We start from the raw sequence: 19,515 nt of genomic DNA on the forward strand, positions 1-19,515 counted from the left end.
CGCAAGCGCCTTCGGAACAATTAAAGATCAAATTGTTCCTGCGAGGATTATTCAGAGCAGCTTCCCCTTGTGCTCACCCCCGACAAGCACAAGACAGGGCTCACGGAAAGGTGAGCTCTACCTTTCAGGAACGGCTTGTGACCTCGAGGGGGTAGGCGCTGGAGCTAGACATTTAAAAAAGACCGTAAGCGGATGCTAACGGTCTTTTATACAAAGTTTGTTTTTTTAGGAAAGGTGTTGTTGTACAAGTTTATTTACAAGTGCTCCATCGGCTTTGCCTTTGACTTTCGGCATAATGGCAGCCATTACTTTACCCATATCAGCTTTAGATTTGGCACCTGTTTCAACAACCGTTTCTTGTACGATTTTTGAAACCTCTTCTTCAGAGAGCTGTTTAGGCATATATAATTCGACATACTGAAGTTCAGTACGAATTTTTTCAACAAGATCTTCACGACCTGCTTTTTCAAATTCATGGAGGGAATCCTTGCGTTGCTTAACTTCGCGAGAGAGGACAGTAAGCTCTTGCTCTTCGGATAAATCTTTTCCAAGCTTAATCGCTTCATTTTGCAATGAAGCTTTAATCATCCGAATGACAGTAAGCTTATCTTTTTCTTTGTTCCTCATCGCTTGTTTCATATCTTCATTTAAACGTTCGAGAAGACTCACTGTAACACCCTCTCTTACCACTTACGTTTTCTTGCAGCCTCAGACTTTTTCTTACGTTTAATACTAGGCTTTTCGTAGAATTCGCGCTTTCTTGCTTCTTGTATAGTACCAGATTTAGATACAGTACGTTTGAAGCGACGAAGAGCATCTTCAAGCGATTCGTTTTTACGAACGACGGTTTTAGACATTCTCTTTCCCTCCCTCCGAGCACAACACACTTACACCAACATGGTTTTTTCCATGTACCTTGCAATTATAATATAACAGGCATTCAAGGTCAACTGTTAATAGCCTTGCATGAGAGTTTTTCGAGATGAATTTATTTAAAATAGACGGAATGGACAAATTTCCTCTTATTTGTCGCAGTTTCTTATTATTTTTGAAACGATACAATGAAATTTTAGTTGCTTGAATTGGCATGTCCATCTTTTTTTCCCATACAAATAGAGATAGGGGGGTGGGAGCTTGACCCAGCTATTTCTATTTATTATTTTTATTAGTTTATTTATTTATGGAATGACTCTATTAAGATCCGGTCTTTTCAATTTATCTGGTGATTCATTAAAAGTTGGACTAGCCAAATTAACTTCTGCACCTTGGAAAGGGTTATTAGCAGGAGTCGGGATTACTTGTATTTTGCAAAGCAGCTCTGCTGTCATGGTCATTACAATCGGGCTAATTTCTGCCCGCCTTCTCACTTTTCCTCAATCAATTGGAATTATTTTAGGGACGAATATTGGTACTACATTGACAACTGAATTGATTACATTCGATATTGATTCCTTTATCGTTCCAATTGCCATTTTGGGAGCAGCCTTTTTTTTAATTGAGAAAAGAACTATTAGAAGTATTGGGCTAATTCTTTTAGGAGTTTCTGCTGTCTTTGCTGCAATGGGGGGGTTTGAATTTTTAGCCGGACCATTAACATCCATTGATTTCATTAATAATTTGCTGTTGAGTTTGGATGGGAGTCATTTTTACAGTATTGCTGCAGGTACACTTATTACTGCTGTTATTCAGTCGAGTACAGCGACTACTGGAATTATCATGGGTTTATTAACTGGAGAGGCGATTAATTTAGACACAGGAATAGCTATCATGCTAGGCTCGAATATTGGAACATGTGTTACAGCCTTTTTGGCATCTATAGGTGCAGGGCGCGAGGCGAGGCTATCTGCATTTGCCCATATTTGGTTAAATATTATCGGAGTAATTGCATTTTATCCTTTTATCCATAGCCTTGAGACAATCGGACTGCAGCTTGCTTCTGAAGCAGATGTACAGCTTGCACATATAAGCGTGCTATTTAATGTTATTTCCTCCCTCCTGGTCTTGCCGTTTGCGGTTCCATTTGGGAAGCTTATTATCAAGATGCACGATCGATGAAAAAGTGCCGGGGGTCCCAGCACTTTTTTTCTTATCATTAATAATCTGAATCACTTACTAATCCGTTTACGATGGCAGCTCCTGAGCTTGCACCAATTCTAGTTGCACCAGCTTTAATCATTTTTTGTGCATCCTCGGCACTTCTAACACCGCCAGATGCTTTCACACCGATGTTTGGTCCTACTGTTTTTCGCATAAGAGCAATATCCTCACTAGTGGCACCACCAGTAGAGAAGCCTGTTGAGGTCTTCACAAAGTCTGCTCCTGCTTTAACGGATAATTCACAAGCTTTAACCTTCTCTTCTTCTGTAAGTAAGCAAGTTTCAATGATTACTTTTGTTAAAGCCTTGCCCTTTGCAGCTTCAACCACTGCACGGATATCGCTTTCCACTAATTCAAGATCTCCGCTTTTTAATGCACCAATATTAATAACCATATCCACTTCAGTTGCTCCGTTCTCAATGGCATTTTTCGTTTCAAATGCCTTTGTTTCAGGTGTTGTTGCCCCTAGTGGAAAACCAATAACTGTACAAACCTTTACATCTGTACCAGAAAGCAATTCGCTTGAAAGTTTTACCCATGTTGGATTTACACATACTGAAGCAAAATCATACTGCTTTGCTTCAGCGCAAATATTTTCAATTTGGTCTTTTGTTGCATCTGCTTTTAATAAAGTATGGTCAATCATTTTTGCGATCGTTTTTGTCATCTTTAATACTCCCTTCAAAATAAAGAGTTGTACGTACCTCTCACATCATAACATGCACTATTAAAAATATCGAGTTAAATACTGTAAACGGATTCAAAAAAGTGTTTTTATTATTTTGCTCATTAAAAAAGGAATTACCGTTTGGCAATCCCTTTTTTATAAAAATATTTTTATACAGCAGCTTCTTCTCTATCTTCTTCCAGCACTCGAACAAATTGCCCCTCATTGTATGGATAGCCAGCTTTTGTAATTTTCACTTTGACAATTTGGCCAACCATTTCTTCTGTTGCAGGGAATACTACTTTAAGATAATTATCTGTATAACCAACGTATAAACCGCTAGCTTTCTCCTCTTTAAATTCTTCTTCTGGAATTACTTCAAGAACCTCGCCCTCGAATTGAGAAGCATATTCTTTTGCCAGCTGATCTGATAAAGCAATCAAACGATGAACACGTTCATTTTTTACTTCCTCATCAATTTGGTCTTCCATACGTGCGGCTGGTGTTCCTGTTCGTTTAGAATAAGGGAAAACATGTAGTTCAGAGAATTTATGTTCCTTAATAAAATTATACGTTTCCATAAACTCCTCTTCTGTTTCACCAGGGAAGCCGACAATAACATCAGAAGTAACTGCTAATCCAGGGAGCGCCTCTTTTAATCGATCCAAGCGCTCACCGAAGAATTCCATTGTATACTTTCTGCGCATTCTTTTCAGAACTGTATTTGATCCTGATTGAAGCGGAATGTGAAGATGTCTAACAATCAGATTAGATTGGTTGATCACTTCAATGACTTCATCTGTAATTTGGCTTGCTTCAATTGAAGAGATTCGAATTCGCTTAAGCCCCTTCACTTGAGCTTCTAAATCACGAAGCAGCATGGCTAAATTATAATCTTTCATATCCTCGCCGTAGCCGCCTGTGTGAATACCTGTTAATACGATTTCCTTATATCCAGCATCAACTAATTGCTGTGCTTGGCGGATAACTTCCTTCGGATCTCTAGATCTCATTAATCCGCGTGCCCATGGAATAATACAGAACGTACAGAAGTTATTACAGCCTTCCTGAATTTTAAGAGAAGCACGAGTACGATCCGTAAATGCAGGTACGTCCAGCTCTTCATAAACCCGGCTTTTCATAATATTTCCGACCCCGTTAATCGGCTGACGCTCTTTTTTAAATTGCTCAATATAATCAAGCATTTTTACTCGGTCCTGTGTACCAACAACAATATCAACACCTGGAATAGCCATTATTTCAGCTGGAGAAGTCTGGGCATAGCAGCCTGTTACACAGATGACTCCATCCGGATTCTTTCTGATTGCTCTTCGAATCACTTGACGGCTCTTCTTATCACCTGTATTTGTAACTGTACAAGTGTTAATAACATAAACATCTGCCATCGATTCGTAATCGACTCGTTCGTAGCCAGAGTCTTTAAATAATTGCCAAATGGCTTCTGTTTCGTAATGGTTGACTTTGCAACCAAGTGTATGAAATGCAACTGTAGGCATAATATTTCACTCCATTAGTTCAAAATGATAGGAAACAGCGGAAAGTGCGTAAAGCGGTGCTGTTTCGGTTCTTAATATTCGCGGACCTAGTCCACATGCTTGAAAGCCATTTTCCTGTAATAATGAAACTTCCTGATGGGTTAATCCGCCTTCTGGTCCAAAAACAATCATCAGTTTTTGGCCTTTTTTCATGCTTTTAAGCGTCTTATGAAGAGTCGATGACTCTCCCTGCTTCGCTTCTTCCTCATAGGCAATCAATTTATAATCATAGATTTCACTAGTTTTAATGATCGCTTTCAAATTCAGCGGACTATCAACCTCAGGCAAATGTGACCGATGGGATTGCTCTGCCGCTTCCTTAGCAATTTTTTGCCAGCGATCGACTTTTTTTGACCCCTTTTTCTCATCCCATTTTACTACTGAGCGTGCTGAAATAAAAGGGATAAACCTAGAAGCGCCAAGTTCTGTTCCCTTTTGAATGATCCATTCAAGCTTATCCCCTTTAGGCAGACCGCTCACAATTGTGATATCAATTGGCAGTTCGGAGGATTCTTCTATCCATTTTACAACTTCTGTTACTACTTTTTCATCGGTAATTTCTACAATTGAACAAATAGCACTAGCTTTCGTCGGGTCCACACAAATGAGCTGATCCCCTTCCTTCATCCTCATTACCCGAACAATGTGATGATAGTCATCCCCTAATATGCTATAGAGGTTTTCATTTGGGGAGTGATTGACAAAATAACGCTGCAAAACGGACACCCTCTTTTCTGCCTTATTCTTAATGATTAACGTATAAAAAGAGGGAACAAATTTGAGGTTCCCCCTTTTCTTTCGTTTCCTATTTTTGTTTTATTGTTTTTCTTTTTTTCCAATAATCGCTACCCAGTCTTCCATTTGAATTGTTTCTTCAATTCGGAAGCCTGCTGCAATCATTGCGTCTTTAATTTCTTGTTTCTTCTGTTGGATAATGCCAGAAGCAATAAAGAATCCGCCCTCTTTCACGACTGAAGCTACATCATCAGTAAAACGGAGGATCACCTCAGCAAGTATATTAGCTACAACAATATCAACTTCTGCAGTGATACCGTCCAGAAGATTATTTTGGGCAACGTCAACCACATTTTGAACCTTATTTAATTCAATGTTTTGACGCGCTGAATTCACTGCCACCTCATCAAGATCTAAAGCTGTTACTTTTTCAGCACCTAGCATGGCTGCAGCAATACTAAGTACACCTGAACCAGTACCAACATCAATAATCTTATCTCTGTTGCTCACTGTTCTTTCTAATGCTTGAATACACATAACGGTTGTTGGATGAGTACCCGTACCAAAAGCCATTCCAGGATCTAGCTCAATAATTAATTCATCCGTTGAAACAGGTGTGTACTCTTCCCATGTAGGAACAATCGTAAATCTTTCAGATATTTTAACAGGATGATAATATTTCTTCCAGGCTGTTGCCCATTCCTCTTCATTAACTTCACTGATTTTAATATCATTTTTTCCAATATCAATATTATACAAGAGGAGATTATTGATCTCTTCTTTAATTTCATCAACCGTTTCAGCAAGAAAACTATTTTCAGGCAAATAAGCTTTAACGATTACTCCATCTTCAGGATAGTCTAATGGATTGAGCTGGTAGATTTCACCGAATTGATCTTTTCTTTCTTTCACAAGTTCATATGGATCTTCAATGACCACTCCGCTTGCTCCTGCTTCATGCAATATATTTGAAATTGGTTCAACTGCCTCATTTGTTGTATGAATACTAATTTCTGACCATTTCAATGTTATTCCAACTCCATTCATTAATCGCCCTTAAATGCCCGCTTTACTTTAGCGAAGAAGCTTTCTTCATGCTCTCCTTGCGGTACTTGCCCGCTAATTTCAGCAAATTCCTGTAATAGCTGCTTTTGTTTTTCTGTAAGTTTTGTAGGTGTTACGATTCTGACAATGATATGCTGATCGCCTTTTCCGTAGCCTCTAACATTTTGAATCCCTTTATCTCTTAATCGGAACTTTGTGCCAGTTTGTGTACCTGCTGGAACTTTTAATTTAACCTTTCCATATAGGGTAGGCACTTCGATTTCGTCCCCTAAAGCTGCCTGCACATATGTGATTGGCATTTCACAATAAACGTCGTCGCCATCGCGCTCAAAGAATTCATGAGAACGGACATGGAATACAACATATAAATCTCCGGAAGGTCCGCCGTTTACTCCCGGTTCACCTTGGCCTGCTACTCTTAGCTGCTGGCCATCATCAATACCGGCAGGAATTTTCACAGCAATTTTCCGGCGTTTTTTAACTTTTCCATTTCCGCCGCAAGTGGAACATTTATCCTTAATCTGTTTTCCAGTTCCATTACAATAATTACATGTTCTTCGATTCACAATCTTGCCAAAAGGTGTGTTCTGTTCAATATTTACTTGTCCAGAACCATAACAGTGGCTGCATGTTTCAGGCTTTGTCCCTGGCTTTGCACCTGATCCGTTACATGTTTCACATGTTTCTTCACGCGGAATCTCAATTTCTGTCTCCTTGCCAAAAACAGCATCTTCAAAAGATAATGTCATCGTATATTGCAAATCTGCACCTTGCCTTGGGGCATTCGGATCTCTTCTGCGTGATCCACCGCCCCCGAAGAAAGTACTGAAAATATCTTCAAAGCCGCCGAAGCCTTCGAATCCGCCACCACCAAAGCCTTGGTTTGGATCAGTATGTCCAAACTGGTCATAATGTGATCTTTTCTGATCATCACTTAATACTTCATAGGCTTCTTTTACTTCTTTAAACTTCTCATCCGCACCTGGGTCTTTATTAATATCTGGATGATATTGTTTCGATAGCTTACGATAAGCCTTCTTTATTTCATCCTTACTTGCCCCTTTACCGACACCAAGCACTTCATAGTAATCCCTTTTACTCATTGATTACCACTCCCCGAATCTTTTCACATAAAGATTATTTTAACACATGTCTATTCAAAAATAAAAGTCAAAGTCAAGATAGACCTGACTTTGACTTAGAAAAGCGGAAGCGCCTTGCTCAGGGGCGACAAGCATAAGACTAGCCGTCAAGAAGGTTGTTCTTTAACCTTATTGACGGCTTGGCTTAGACCCGAGAGCCCTTAGGCGCTGCAGCTAGACAACGCCACCGAACATAAACACTATATGACTTATTTATCGTCTTTAACCTCTTCAAATTCTGCGTCAACTACATTGTCATCATTGCTTTTGCCCTCTTGGCCTTGTGCGCCTCCAGCAGCTTGAGCTTGCTTCGCAGCTTCTTCATAAAGCTTCACTGTTAAAGCTTGAACGATTTCTTGCAGTGCGTCTTTCTTAGCTTTCATTTCTTCTAAATCGTTCTTTTCGATAGCAGCCTTTAACGCATCTTTCGCTTCATTTGCTTTTGCAACCTCAGCTTCGTCTACTTTTCCTTCAAGATCTTTTAATGTCTTTTCAGTTGTAAATACAAGCTGATCTGCTTCATTGCGAAGCTCTACTTCTTCCTTACGTTTCTTATCTGCTTCAGCGTTTTCTTCTGCTTCTCTTACCATTTTTTCGATTTCTTCATCAGATAATCCAGTTGAAGATTTAATCGTAATGGCTTGCTCTTTATTTGTGCCCAGGTCTTTCGCACGAACATTCACAATACCGTTTTTATCGATATCAAATGATACTTCAATTTGCGGAATTCCTCTTGGTGCTGGTGGAATATCGCCTAATTGGAAGCGGCCTAAAGTTTTGTTATCCGCAGCCATTGGACGCTCACCTTGAAGAACATGGATATCAACAGCAGATTGATTATCCGCAGCTGTTGAGAACACTTGAGATTTAGATGTTGGAATCGTTGTATTACGATCAATAAGCTTTGTGAATACGCCGCCCATTGTTTCAATTCCAAGTGATAGAGGTGTTACGTCAAGTAATACAACGTCTTTAACATCCCCTGAAATAACTCCGCCTTGAATCGCTGCACCCATTGCAACTACTTCATCAGGGTTAACACCTTTATGCGGCTCTTTTCCTGTTTCTCTCTTAATAGCTTCTTGTACAGCTGGGATACGTGTTGATCCCCCAACTAGAATAACTCGATCAATTTCAGAAGGAGTTAGGCCTGCATCCTTAAGAGCTTGGCGAGTTGGTCCCATTGTACGTTCTACTAAACCACTTGAAAGCTCTTCAAATTTTGCACGTGTTAATGTCACTTCTAAATGTAACGGTCCTGCTTCTCCAGCAGTAATAAATGGTAAAGAAATTTGTGTAGAAGTTACACCAGATAGGTCCTTCTTCGCCTTTTCTGCAGCATCCTTTAAGCGCTGTGCAGCCATTTTATCTTTAGAAAGGTCAATGCCATTCTCTTTTTTAAATTCTTCAACTAAGTAATCAATGATCACTTGGTCGAAGTCATCTCCACCTAGACGGTTGTCACCTGCTGTAGCTTTAACTTCAAATACGCCATCGCCAAGTTCAAGAATAGATACGTCAAACGTACCGCCACCAAGGTCGTAAACTAGAATTGTTTGATCTTCATCCGTTTTATCCATTCCATATGCTAATGCAGCTGCAGTTGGCTCGTTAATAATACGCTCAACCTCTAAGCCAGCAATTCTTCCTGCATCCTTCGTAGCTTGACGCTCAGCATCGTTAAAATAAGCTGGAACTGTAACAACTGCTTTTGTTACTTTTTCACCAAGGTACTCTTCAGCATATGATTTTAAATATTGAAGAATAATTGCTGAAATTTCTTGCGGTGTATATTCTTTTCCTTCAGCCTCTACTTTGAAATCAGTACCCATATGACGCTTAACAGAAAGGATTGTGTTCGGATTTGTAATCGATTGACGTTTTGCTACTTCTCCCACTTGTCTTTCGCCATTTTTAAAAGCAACAACAGAAGGTGTTGTACGGTTACCTTCTGGATTTGGAATAACTTTTGCCTCTCCGCCTTCTAGAACAGAGACACATGAGTTCGTTGTACCTAAGTCGATTCCAATAATTTTACTCATGTTTTTTTACCTCCCAAAATTATGTAACTTACATATTCACTTTTACCATTGCTGGACGGATCACTCTGTCCTTAAGGATATATCCTTTTTGGAATACCTCTACAACCATATTGGACTCATATCCTTCTTCTTGAACTTGCATAACTGCTTGGTGGAAATTTGGATCAAATTCCTTGCCAACAGCATCAATTTGTTCTGCCCCTTCATTTTTCAAAGCTTCTAAAAGGCCTCTGTGCACCATTTCCATTCCTTGAAGAACAGATTTAACTTGCTCATTGTCAGATTCCATTTGTAAAGCTCTTTCAAAGTTATCAATAGCCGGCAGTAAATCAGTGATTAATTTTTGTGCTCTATATTTTTCAGACGACTCAAGATCAAGTCTTGCTCTTCGTCTGGAATTATCAAAATCGGCTTGGAGACGTAAATATCGGTTCTCCATTTCTTGGAATTTCCCTTCTAACGCAACCGCTTTTTCCTGTGCTTCCTTAAGCTGAGCTTCTAAAGAGATTTCTGCAACAGTTTCATTTGCAGCTTCCTCTGCGATTTCTTCAGCTTCAGTTGCATCGGTATTAAGAGATTGGTCAGAATTAGAAGCAGTTTCTTCTTTTAAAATATCTTTTTCTTCTGCCAATTTTTTCACCTCCCTTTAAGGTTTACAAAATACTTTTTGAGGCACAAGGAAAGGGATGGGACTTCTTTAAGGGGTCCCACCCTTAGCAATATTTCCATCGTCAATCACTCTGATAAAGCTTAGTTAGGACAGATGTTAGATCCGAACTAATATAGTCGAGAAGAGAAATGACACGGGAATACTCCATCCTTGTTGGTCCTAGTATAGCAATGGTGCCCAGCTGTTCAGCACCAACTGAGTATGTTGCCGTAATCAAGCTGCAATTATCCATTGCTGAATTATTGTTTTCTTTACCTATATTCACATGAATGCCTGATTTGTTTTTCCTAATAAGTTCATAAATTCTATCTTCCTGTTCAATCATGTCCATTAAGCTTTTAATCTTATCAATGTCATGAAATTCAGGCTGGCTCAGCATATTTGACTTACCGCCAAAGAATAGCTTTTCATGAGCCGGGACCTTTAGCGCATCTGCAACAGAGTGCAGGATATAGTCATAATTATTAATATGCTGCCTTAAAAGAATAGCTACCTCTTTATAAATCTTATCATTTAAGCTTTCAATTGAAGCCCCAGCCAAGCGTTCATTTAAAATATTTACCAGTTTTTCAAGATCGCTTGAATCCATTGTCTCAGGAAGATGAAACATTCGATTTTCAACATGACCTGAATCTGTAACAATAATGGCTATAGCAGTCTGACTGTTTAAAGGAATAATTTGTATTCTTTTTAACTTATTTTCCTTTACAGCTGGTCCTAACACAATTGAAGTATAGTTTGTCAGTTCAGAAAGTATTTTAGCTGACTTTTGAACAATCTTTTCCAGCTCAAATATTCTTTCCGCAAATACGGACTTTAATTTATGAACATCTTGCTGATTAAGCTTTTGAGGAGCCAGCAAATGATCTACGTAATAACGATAACCTTTTTCGGAAGGAATTCTTCCTGATGAGGTGTGTGTTTTTTCAATAAACCCCAGCTCTTCTAAATCAGACATTTCATTACGAATAGTCGCGGAACTAAATGTTATTTTGTCTTTTTTCGACAAACTCCTCGAACCGACTGGCTGCGCAGATTGAATAAAATCATCGACAATAACCTGAAAGATCAATAATTGGCGATCTGTCAACACAATTATCACCTCTGTTAGCACTCTTTATATGCGAGTGCTAATTCTACTAATAAATTATCAAATCAATGGTTTGGTGTCAATAAAAACACAGTGTGATTTTTTTACTTTAGAAAGAATTGAAAAACCTCATTCCCAAGAAAACGCCCTCTTCTCGATAATTGAATATGTTCTTCCGTAACTATAATCAAATTGCGTTTTATTAATTGGGTTAATTCCTCTTCAAATAATTCGATAGGATTTTCGCCAAATTTCTCTAAAAAGCGAGGAATGGAAACACCTTCTGTTTTTCTTAATCCCAGAAACATTTCCTCTTCAATTTGTTCTTGGAAAGTAACGGTATGGGCATCCAATATAGGCAATTCCCCTTTATCGAGAGCATCCATATATTTTTTTATCGGGCCGTGATTGGATACTCTTCTTCCATTCACATAACCATGAGCTCCAGCACCAAAACCGTAGTACCATTCATTATTCCAATAGGTTAGATTATGTTTGCTTTCAAATCCTAGTTTAGAAAAATTGCTGATTTCATATTGCTTGAAACCTTGTTTATCCATCTCATTCATGAGGATTTCATACATTTCAGTTTCTGCATCTTCCCCTGGAGACTGCAATTTGCCTTTTCTCATTAAGTTATAGAATACCGTTTTAGGTTCAATAATGAGTGAATAACCGGAGTAATGAACAATATCCAATGTGAATGCAGTCTGGAGTGTTTCCTTGAAATCATTAATTGTTTGTCCAGGCAAGCTATAAATTAAATCAATGCTAATATTTTCAAAGCCTGTTTTTTTCGCAGCTTCTACAGATTGAAAGACATCCTTTGGTCTATGCACTCTCCCAATTTTCTTTAGAAGCTCTTCATTAAAGGTTTGTACCCCGAAGCTAATCCGATTTACTCCGGCGTCATACAAAATACGAAGCTTTTCTTCAGAAAGATCTCCCGGGTTTGCCTCAAACGTAAACTCTGTTCCTTCATCGTAGGGCAGATGTTCTTTGATGATAATGCACAACTTTTCGAGCTGTTCTTCATTTAAAGCGGTTGGCGTACCTCCCCCAACAAATATGGATCGGAAATGCTGGGGCGGTGAAGCTAGTAATGCCAGCTCCATTTCCTTTTTCAGTGAATTTAAGTACTCATCTACCGGCTGCCCTTGCAAGAAGACTTTATTAAAATCACAATAGTGGCATATATGCTCACAAAAAGGGATATGAATATAGGCCGCTCTTATCATTATTAACACACCCTTATCATTTATTTCAAAAAACAGAAAAAGGCTGGAGCTGCTTTCTGATGTAAGCATATCCAACCTCCTTCTATAGAATCAAAAAATTATTTCTTCTTATTTGTGTCGTCCATTTTTAATACAGCCATGAAGGCTTCCTGTGGAACTTCAACTGATCCAACCTGCTTCATGCGCTTCTTCCCTTCCTTCTGCTTTTCAAGCAGCTTACGCTTACGGGAAATGTCTCCACCGTAACATTTAGCCAATACGTTTTTACCCATTGATTTAATAGTTGAACGAGCAATAATCTTCTGGCCAATTGCCGCTTGAACAGGAACCTCGAATTGCTGACGCGGAATCAATTCTTTTAGTTTTTCAACAATTACTTTTCCACGGTCATAGGCAAAGTCTCTATGAACGATGAAACTTAAGGCATCCACCTTTTCACCATTCAAAAGAATATCCATTTTCACAAGTTTGGAAGGCTTATAGCCAATTAATTCATAATCAAAAGAAGCATATCCTTTTGTATTAGATTTAAGCTGATCAAAGAAGTCATATACAATTTCAGATAAAGGAATTTCATATGTGATATTGACACGGGTTTCATCCATGTATTGCATATTAACAAAGATACCGCGTTTTTCCTGACAAAGCTCCATAATCGCTCCAACATAGTCATTAGGCGCCATCATGGATGCTTTTACATATGGCTCCTCTATGCGGTCGATTTTTTGCGGATCTGGCATTTTAGACGGGTTATCAATTTTAATATTCGTGCCATCTGTCATAATAACATCATAGATTACACTTGGTGCTGTAGTGATTAGATCAATTTTGAATTCACGTTCAATACGCTCTTGAATAATCTCCATGTGAAGAAGACCTAAAAATCCGCAGCGGAAACCAAAGCCAAGAGCTTGTGATGTTTCAGGCTCAAATTGTAATGCAGAGTCATTCAGCTCCAGCTTTTCAAGAGCATCGCGAAGATCGTTAAATTTAGCGCTGTCAATTGGATATAGACCGCAATATACCATCGGATTTAATTTACGATAGCCTGGCAGTGGCTCTAAAGCACCATTTTTCGCGTTGGTGATTGTATCCCCAACACGAGTGTCACCGACATTTTTGATGGAAGCTGTTAAGTAGCCAACATCTCCAACTGTCAGTTCATCTTGAGGATTTGCTTTAGGTGAGAATACCCCAACCTCAACAACATCAAATTCTTTGCCTGTTGCCATCATTCGGATTTTATCACCAGCTTTAACTGTGCCTTCTACTACTCGGATATAAGCTACGACCCCACGATATGCATCAAATAATGAATCGAAAATAAGTGCCTTTAAAGGTGCATCCGGATCACCTGTAGGGGCTGGAACTTTTTCTACGATCTGTTCTAAAATATCCTCAATCCCAATTCCGGCTTTAGCAGAAGCAAGAACAGCCTCAGATGCATCAAGACCAATTACTTCTTCAACCTCATTTCGTACTCGTTCAGGATCAGCACTTGGAAGGTCAATTTTATTAATAACAGGAATAATTTCCAAATCATTATCAAGAGCTAAATACACGTTAGCTAGTGTTTGAGCCTCAATCCCTTGTGCAGCATCGACAACAAGAATTGCCCCTTCACACGCCGCTAAGCTTCGAGAAACCTCATAAGTGAAATCGACATGTCCAGGTGTATCAATAAGGTGGAAGGTATAGTCTTCGCCATCCTTCGCTTTATATTTCAACTGAACTGAATTAAGTTTTATTGTAATTCCGCGCTCTCTTTCTAAATCCATCGAATCAAGAAGCTGATCCTTCATTTCCCTTGACGTTAATGCATTGGTTTTTTCAAGGATTCGGTCAGCTAAAGTAGATTTTCCGTGATCGATATGAGCGATAATAGAAAAATTTCGAATTTTAGATTGTCTATTAAGTCTATCTTCTCTGTTCATTGTTTCACTCCTATTAAAAGCGCAAGGCCTGTAAAGCATCATTTTACACTAAATAACACAACAAATGCACTATTTTTAGATTATAGCAGTCCATCTATGAAGATTCAATGCTAGCAGTGTTAGAAAGTAGATTTCATTAAAATAAAAAATGGCTGCCTGTCAGCAGCCTTAATTTTGTCCTCTTATTAAATCAGTTATGAAATGAATAATGTTATCTGTTATGGCAGATATGCTATCAGAAAACGTCTTACCCATAGATGAGAAAAGATTATAAGCCTTCATTTCCTCCAGCTTTTCTTTTTTCTGCTGCAAATCATGGCTTGAAACATCTTTACCTAAAATGGAAGCTTGAAGGTCTCCTGTGTCATTTTCATGGAAAGTAAAAGCTCCTTTAAAACTTTCATCATGAAATCCTTTCATTTTTGTTATTCCTTCATTTGCCTGCTGCATGCCGAATAGCACTGCTAAAAACATGAGAGAAGCTAGAAAAAAAGCCTTAAACATAAACCATTTCATAAATGATCACCTATTAATTTATTTCTTTTCACCCTGATCCTGTACAGGATTACTCACACTTTCTGCTTGCCAGTAAAATTCACTGAAAACATCTGCAAGGGCTGCCGCTGAACGATTCAATTCTTCAAAAGTATTATCAACACCGCCAAATTCAATAAGAATGGCATTTCCTGATAAATCTTGATTATAAATACCATTATGATTTGGTCCTGATTGAGTAACAATTCCTCTGCTTAATCCTTTATATTTAGTCTCTAGTCTTTTATGAAGTTCATTAGCGAATTTCACATTCTTTTCATAGTTTGGATTGGCAGTTCCAATTACAAAAGCGAGCTTAGCATATGGTTTCCCATTAACATCTACTGTAGTTTGAACTCTTCTTCTTGAATCTCGATGAATATCGATGAAATAAGTTAAATCTCGATTTGCGGTTGTGGCAGCTTTCACAACTTCTCTTGATTCCTCATAGGACTTCCAATATTTCCAGCCCTTTTGATTAAGTTTCTTTTGAACATCTGTCTTATCAACAAAAGTGCCAATTCCCTTGCTTGCAAGCTCTTCCTTTAGCTTATCGCCAATTTTCGTGACATTTATTTTCGTATGAAATGCTAAATCCGGATTTGTCACACCGTCCAAATATGGAAGGTATGATTCAGTATTGTGTGTGAAATATACATAAACTACCTCTCGATCGCCTGTTGTATGGATAGGCTGGTCAGTCGTTTGTTCACCATTTGTTTCTTGTAAATCCTCAATATTTTTAAGATCTGCCTCTTGTTCTGCTTGTAGAAACTCAATGGGCGGAGAAGATTCAATCGGCATATTTGTATAGTTTGTTCCTTCTCCCGCAACAATAATTTGTTTATCAAAAAAAGAGAAAAAAGGTAGCTCTCTTCCCAATAAGCTCCTAGGATCGTCTAAATTTATATTCGTAGACATCTTAAATAAAGAATTCATGACAGGAGGAGATGTCTGCTCATTTACGCCTTTTAGAAAATGACGGTTTTCCCAGCCAAGAAATTGATAGAGCATTTCTCCTGTAATTTTATTCGTTGCATTATTGACAGAAGATGAACTAATTCTGTATTCCGGCTTTAATGCTGTCAGAGCACCGCTTATCGAAAAAATCATGAATAGGAACAGAAGAAAACCGCCAACAATTTTTAATAAGCTCGATCCTTGTATAAATACAATGATTCCACCATTTTTAATAGGTTTCATCCTTCCACCTCTCTTTGCAAGTCTAGTAATTCATATGACTTCGCTAGAGAAGATAGAACATAAAATATTTATCTTGTATAGAAACCTGAGTTCTCATGATCAATATTTTGATGCAAAGCAGCATTTAACCCATTGGCTAGAAGATTTGCCATATCTTCAATAAAAACGTCTACTTCCTTAGGCGTTACCATTAGATTATGACCAATAGGAGAGAGAACCTCATAAATCAGTTTTCTTTTTTCATCTTCTGGAAGCGTTCCAATCATTCCTAAAAAAGTTTTTCGATGCTGTTCTTCAGGAAGATCCTCATCTGTCAGCTTTCTTCGTTCACCAAAGTTCATTCCTGCAGGCGCTAACGCTCTTGATGGTCTGTCTCCCTCTCTCATCTCTTTACCGAAATGCTTTAATATATAATCGATCGTATCACTTGTAATCGAAACAGCATCGACAACGGTTGGAACACCAATCGCTATAACCGGGATCCCTAAAGTCTTTTGGCTGATTTCTTTACGCTTATTTCCTACCCCTGAGCCAGGATGGATACCTGTATCGGAAATTTGGATGGTGGAATTTACTCTTTCTAACGAACGTGACGCTAGAGCGTCAATGACAATAACAAAGTCAGGTTTTGTGTTATCTACAATTCCAAAGATGATATCGCTTGTTTCTATTCCAGTCAGCCCCATTACACCTGGTGCGATGGCACTAACCGGACGATAACCCTCTTCAACACTTTCAGGCTGTAATTGAAAGAGGTGGCGAGTAACAAGCAGGTTCTCGCAAACTTGCGGCCCAAGTGCATCTGGAGTTACATTCCAATTACCTAATCCAACAACTAAGCATGAAGCATCTTTTTTTATCCCAAGATGATTCAAAAACTGAGCAAGTTCTGAAGCGAAGATTTTCACTACCTTTTTCTGCATAGGGGTATCCTGCTGCCTTATGCCAATCGCTTCCAAGGTTAAATATTTCCCTTCTTTTTTTCCTAGAGCCTTTGCTCCTTCTTTCGTCACTTCAACATATGATATTTTTATATCATCTTCTTCCCGTTCTTTAATAATAACCCCTTCAATATTCGAAAGGTTTTCTTCCTCTTGAATATGTTTATGACGATCTGCAATAACCATTTCCCTTGCTTCAATAGCCAAATCCGTTCTAATAGAGTAATTTCTTAAATCATGGGACTCTTTCAAGTTCATTCCCCCTTATATCTTTTCTGAAAGTCAGACTATATCCTATCTTTTCCTTTTCATAGAAAAAACATTCAGGTTTCAATCAGTTGTTCGAAAATAGGAAAAACTTAAGGGATGTATTGCAATAATCCGTAGGGTTTGATAAAATATCACTTGTTCTTAATATTTGATTGTTAATGAATGTGAAAGTCGAGTTTAATATAATCTCGATGCTGTTTGCGGGAGGTGAATGGAATGCCAAACATTAAATCTGCTATTAAGCGTGTTAAAACAAACGAAACTAAAAACGCTCAAAACGCTACTGCTAAATCTGCAATGCGTACAGCTGTGAAAAAAGTTGATGCTGCTATCGTTCTTAACGATGCTTCTGCTGCGAAAGAATCTTTCGTTGATGCTGCTCGTAAATTAGATAAAGCTGCTGCTAAAGGTCTAATCCACAAAAACGCTGCTGCTCGTAAAAAGTCTCGTTTAATGAAAAAGTTAAACACTTTAAACGCGTAAGCTTGTATTGGCTATCTTAATTAAGATAGCCTTTTATTTTTATGAAAAAACGGCCTCATCAGAGGCCGTTTTTTTTATTAAGAATAATGATTTAACCGAAACAGAAACATCTCTATTAGCAGTGCTTTATTCATACCACTTGTCTTCATTTTGTAGTCCGCATCCGCCAAAAGCTTCATGATAGTTGCAAGCTCTTTTTCACTAAATAGCTGGGCTTGTCCGGCAGCAAGCTTAACCCGAAAAGGATGAACCTTTAAAGAACCTGCAATTTGCTGCTGACCATAACCTCTTCTAGCCAGCTCTTTAACTTGATAAATAAGTCTAAACTGTCCCGTTATGATGGACAATATTTTTATCGGCTCTTCATTTTGTTTAAGAAGATCATAATAAATCCGTAATGCATCATCGATTTTTCTGTGCACAATTTTATCTACAAGTGTAAAAATATTTTGTTCTAATGAACGTGAAACTAATTTATCAATGATAGGCATTTCAATTTTGCTTCCCTTACCCGTGTATAAGGCAAGCTTATTAATTTCACTTGTTAGTAAGAATAAATTTGTACCCGCGATAGTAAGCATATATTCTGCAGCCTCATTATCGATTTCAACTTCATTCAGTGCAGCACGCTCTTTAATCCATGATTTTAGCTCTGCCTCATTTAGTTTTTTTGCCTCTAGAACTGCAGCATTTCTTTTTAATTCTTTCGTAATTTTTTTCCGTTCGTCTAATTTTTCATAAGGTGCTATAAAGACTACTATTGAATATGGTGATGGTTCCTTAATATATGCTTCTAGCTTTGCTACATTATGTTCGACCTTTTCCTTTGTTTTTTCAGATGTCAAAAAAACAGGATTATGTAAAAAAATTAACCTTCTTTCACCCATGAATGGAAAAGTTTCAGCGTCTTCAAGCGCAGCGTCAATCGATGTTTCTTCTAAATCATATGTAGAAAGGTTAAAATCCATTTCTTCATCCGTGAGGACATTGGAAATTAATAACTGTTTCGTTTCATTAATAAGAAATGATTCCGCTCCGTATAATAAAAAAATAGGAGAAAATTTTTTTGCATTAATCTGCTTCCATAAATCAAAAACCACTTTTTTCTCTCCGTTCACTTTAGGATATCTTTATCCTAATGAACCTAACTGGATTTGACAAGTAACAAGGAAATGGCAATGAATGAAAAAAGGACTACTATCAAAAGAGAATTGACACTATATCCGAACTAGTGCCAATTCTCCCATCTATAATGAACGTCGGAACATGAGGCCTAGGATACTCAAGTCACAACGGTGCATCAATGTACTAAGTATTGTTGCCAGACAACTTTAACTTATTTGTGACAACTCTTGTCATTCAAGGAAATGGCTCCGAGGAAAGCTAGATTTTTTCTTGAGATTAGCTTATACTATAAGGCGAACCTTCCATCAGCATTGACTGATGATCGTTGAGCCAATCTTACTTTTACGGGCGGTTTTCCCACCGGACTTCCCGATTACTCCCCATGGAGGTGGGATTTACTGTCCGTTAGTTGTGGGGAAAAGGAAATAGGAGGGGTAGACTGTGAACGAATTTGAAAAAAATGTCCAAAGCAAACGAAATGATGCTGTTGACTCTGGTGTTGGATTTGGCGTATCTTTTGGTTTCTTTGCAACATTATTTATTATTGCAACAGTCATTAAAGTTGTAGGATCTTAATGAGCTTAATGACTACATAGGTGAATTTTTTGGAGGTTGCCGCTAGCAGCCTCTTTTTAATTTCATCATTTATTTAGGTATTTAGGCTATTTCCGCATATATTATTGTTTTTGTAATTTGCCCGTTGATTTCCGCTGCGGGCACTTG

Annotated in this window: 19 protein-coding genes; 3 read left to right on the forward strand and 16 right to left on the reverse strand. The window is 38.2% G+C overall.

The window, feature by feature from the left end; translation table 11 throughout:
* Window positions 1-225: 225 nt before the first annotated feature.
* Complete coding sequence (locus tag H0173_RS10445; protein ID WP_221846430.1) at window positions 226-669, reverse strand: GatB/YqeY domain-containing protein; 444 nt, start codon at window positions 667-669, stop codon at window positions 226-228.
* A 14-nt stretch (window positions 670-683) separates the two neighbouring features.
* Window positions 684-857 carry a 30S ribosomal protein S21 gene (gene rpsU, locus H0173_RS10450; protein ID WP_221846432.1) on the reverse strand — a complete coding sequence of 58 codons (174 nt, stop codon included), beginning with the start codon at window positions 855-857 and terminating at the stop codon, window positions 684-686.
* Window positions 858-1,134: 277 nt separating this feature from the next.
* On the opposite strand from rpsU, the gene H0173_RS10455 reads away from it, so the two are divergent.
* On the forward strand, window positions 1,135-2,055 hold the full coding sequence (locus H0173_RS10455; RefSeq protein WP_221846434.1) for a Na/Pi symporter: 921 nt from the start codon (window positions 1,135-1,137) through the stop codon (window positions 2,053-2,055).
* A gap of 37 nt (window positions 2,056-2,092) precedes the next feature.
* On the opposite strand, the gene deoC is transcribed toward H0173_RS10455, so the two are convergent.
* The 13 genes from deoC to gpr form a co-directional block, all read right to left on the reverse strand.
* Window positions 2,093-2,764, reverse strand: coding sequence for a deoxyribose-phosphate aldolase (gene deoC / locus H0173_RS10460; protein ID WP_221846436.1), 672 nt, complete (start codon window positions 2,762-2,764; stop codon window positions 2,093-2,095).
* 170 nt (window positions 2,765-2,934) lie between these two features.
* Window positions 2,935-4,281 (reverse strand): tRNA (N(6)-L-threonylcarbamoyladenosine(37)-C(2))-methylthiotransferase MtaB, encoded by a 1,347-nt coding sequence (gene mtaB / locus H0173_RS10465; protein ID WP_221846438.1) that lies wholly within the window; start codon window positions 4,279-4,281, stop codon window positions 2,935-2,937.
* A gap of 6 nt (window positions 4,282-4,287) precedes the next feature.
* Entirely contained in the window at window positions 4,288-5,037 is a 750-nt protein-coding gene (locus H0173_RS10470; RefSeq protein WP_221846440.1) for a 16S rRNA (uracil(1498)-N(3))-methyltransferase, read from the reverse strand.
* Between the two features lie 99 nt (window positions 5,038-5,136).
* Entirely contained in the window at window positions 5,137-6,081 is a 945-nt protein-coding gene (gene prmA / locus H0173_RS10475; RefSeq protein WP_221846442.1) for a 50S ribosomal protein L11 methyltransferase, read from the reverse strand.
* Window positions 6,082-6,101: 20 nt separating this feature from the next.
* Window positions 6,102-7,223 carry a molecular chaperone DnaJ gene (gene dnaJ / locus H0173_RS10480; RefSeq protein ID WP_221846444.1) on the reverse strand — a complete coding sequence of 374 codons (1,122 nt, stop codon included), beginning with the start codon at window positions 7,221-7,223 and terminating at the stop codon, window positions 6,102-6,104.
* Window positions 7,224-7,471: 248 nt separating this feature from the next.
* Entirely contained in the window at window positions 7,472-9,304 is a 1,833-nt protein-coding gene (dnaK, locus tag H0173_RS10485) for a molecular chaperone DnaK (protein WP_221846445.1), read from the reverse strand.
* Window positions 9,305-9,332: 28 nt separating this feature from the next.
* The gene (gene grpE, locus H0173_RS10490; protein WP_221846447.1) at window positions 9,333-9,935 is read right to left on the reverse strand and encodes a nucleotide exchange factor GrpE; all 603 of its coding nucleotides are present in this window, start codon (window positions 9,933-9,935) and stop codon (window positions 9,333-9,335) included.
* Between the two features lie 100 nt (window positions 9,936-10,035).
* Entirely contained in the window at window positions 10,036-11,067 is a 1,032-nt protein-coding gene (hrcA, locus tag H0173_RS10495; protein WP_221846449.1) for a heat-inducible transcriptional repressor HrcA, read from the reverse strand.
* Window positions 11,068-11,168: 101 nt separating this feature from the next.
* Complete coding sequence (hemW, locus tag H0173_RS10500; protein WP_221846486.1) at window positions 11,169-12,302, reverse strand: radical SAM family heme chaperone HemW; 1,134 nt, start codon at window positions 12,300-12,302, stop codon at window positions 11,169-11,171.
* A 98-nt stretch (window positions 12,303-12,400) separates the two neighbouring features.
* Entirely contained in the window at window positions 12,401-14,236 is a 1,836-nt protein-coding gene (lepA, locus tag H0173_RS10505) for a translation elongation factor 4 (RefSeq protein WP_221846464.1), read from the reverse strand.
* 168 nt (window positions 14,237-14,404) lie between these two features.
* Window positions 14,405-14,752: a YqxA family protein gene (locus H0173_RS10510; protein ID WP_221846466.1), complete on the reverse strand. Its 348-nt coding sequence runs from the start codon at window positions 14,750-14,752 to the stop codon at window positions 14,405-14,407.
* Between the two features lie 18 nt (window positions 14,753-14,770).
* On the reverse strand, window positions 14,771-15,973 hold the full coding sequence (spoIIP, locus tag H0173_RS10515; protein WP_221846469.1) for a stage II sporulation protein P: 1,203 nt from the start codon (window positions 15,971-15,973) through the stop codon (window positions 14,771-14,773).
* 68 nt (window positions 15,974-16,041) lie between these two features.
* Window positions 16,042-17,166 carry a GPR endopeptidase gene (gene gpr / locus H0173_RS10520; RefSeq protein WP_221846471.1) on the reverse strand — a complete coding sequence of 375 codons (1,125 nt, stop codon included), beginning with the start codon at window positions 17,164-17,166 and terminating at the stop codon, window positions 16,042-16,044.
* 234 nt (window positions 17,167-17,400) lie between these two features.
* Between gpr and rpsT the strand changes: the two genes are divergently transcribed.
* The gene (rpsT, locus tag H0173_RS10525; RefSeq protein ID WP_221846473.1) at window positions 17,401-17,667 is read left to right on the forward strand and encodes a 30S ribosomal protein S20; all 267 of its coding nucleotides are present in this window, start codon (window positions 17,401-17,403) and stop codon (window positions 17,665-17,667) included.
* A gap of 77 nt (window positions 17,668-17,744) precedes the next feature.
* Here rpsT and holA read toward each other — a convergent pair whose 3' ends face one another.
* Window positions 17,745-18,767: a DNA polymerase III subunit delta gene (holA, locus tag H0173_RS10530; protein ID WP_221846476.1), complete on the reverse strand. Its 1,023-nt coding sequence runs from the start codon at window positions 18,765-18,767 to the stop codon at window positions 17,745-17,747.
* 466 nt (window positions 18,768-19,233) lie between these two features.
* On the opposite strand from holA, the gene H0173_RS10535 reads away from it, so the two are divergent.
* A complete protein-coding gene (locus H0173_RS10535; RefSeq protein ID WP_221846478.1) occupies window positions 19,234-19,368 on the forward strand; it encodes a YqzM family protein in 135 nt (44 codons plus the stop codon).
* Window positions 19,369-19,515: the final 147 nt, after the last annotated feature.

The sequence above is a fragment of the Bacillus sp. S/N-304-OC-R1 genome (assembly GCF_019749375.1).
In the GTDB taxonomy this organism is placed as follows: domain Bacteria; phylum Bacillota; class Bacilli; order Bacillales; family Cytobacillaceae; genus Cytobacillus.

Excerpts from the sequence above, each read along its gene's own strand:
- rpsU (WP_221846432.1), bottom strand. The coding sequence starts at position 857 with ATGTCTAAAACCGTCGTTCGTAAAAACGAATCGCTTGAAGATGCTCTT.
- deoC (WP_221846436.1), bottom strand. The coding sequence starts at position 2,764 with ATGACAAAAACGATCGCAAAAATGATTGACCATACTTTATTAAAAGCA.
- mtaB (WP_221846438.1), bottom strand. The coding sequence starts at position 4,281 with ATGCCTACAGTTGCATTTCATACACTTGGTTGCAAAGTCAACCATTAC.
- dnaJ (WP_221846444.1), bottom strand. The coding sequence starts at position 7,223 with ATGAGTAAAAGGGATTACTATGAAGTGCTTGGTGTCGGTAAAGGGGCA.
- dnaK (WP_221846445.1), bottom strand. The coding sequence starts at position 9,304 with ATGAGTAAAATTATTGGAATCGACTTAGGTACAACGAACTCATGTGTC.
- hemW (WP_221846486.1), bottom strand. The coding sequence starts at position 12,302 with ATGATAAGAGCGGCCTATATTCATATCCCTTTTTGTGAGCATATATGC.
- lepA (WP_221846464.1), bottom strand. The coding sequence starts at position 14,236 with ATGAACAGAGAAGATAGACTTAATAGACAATCTAAAATTCGAAATTTT.
- H0173_RS10510 (WP_221846466.1), bottom strand. The coding sequence starts at position 14,752 with ATGAAATGGTTTATGTTTAAGGCTTTTTTTCTAGCTTCTCTCATGTTT.
- spoIIP (WP_221846469.1), bottom strand. The coding sequence starts at position 15,973 with ATGAAACCTATTAAAAATGGTGGAATCATTGTATTTATACAAGGATCG.
- rpsT (WP_221846473.1), top strand. The coding sequence starts at position 17,401 with ATGCCAAACATTAAATCTGCTATTAAGCGTGTTAAAACAAACGAAACT.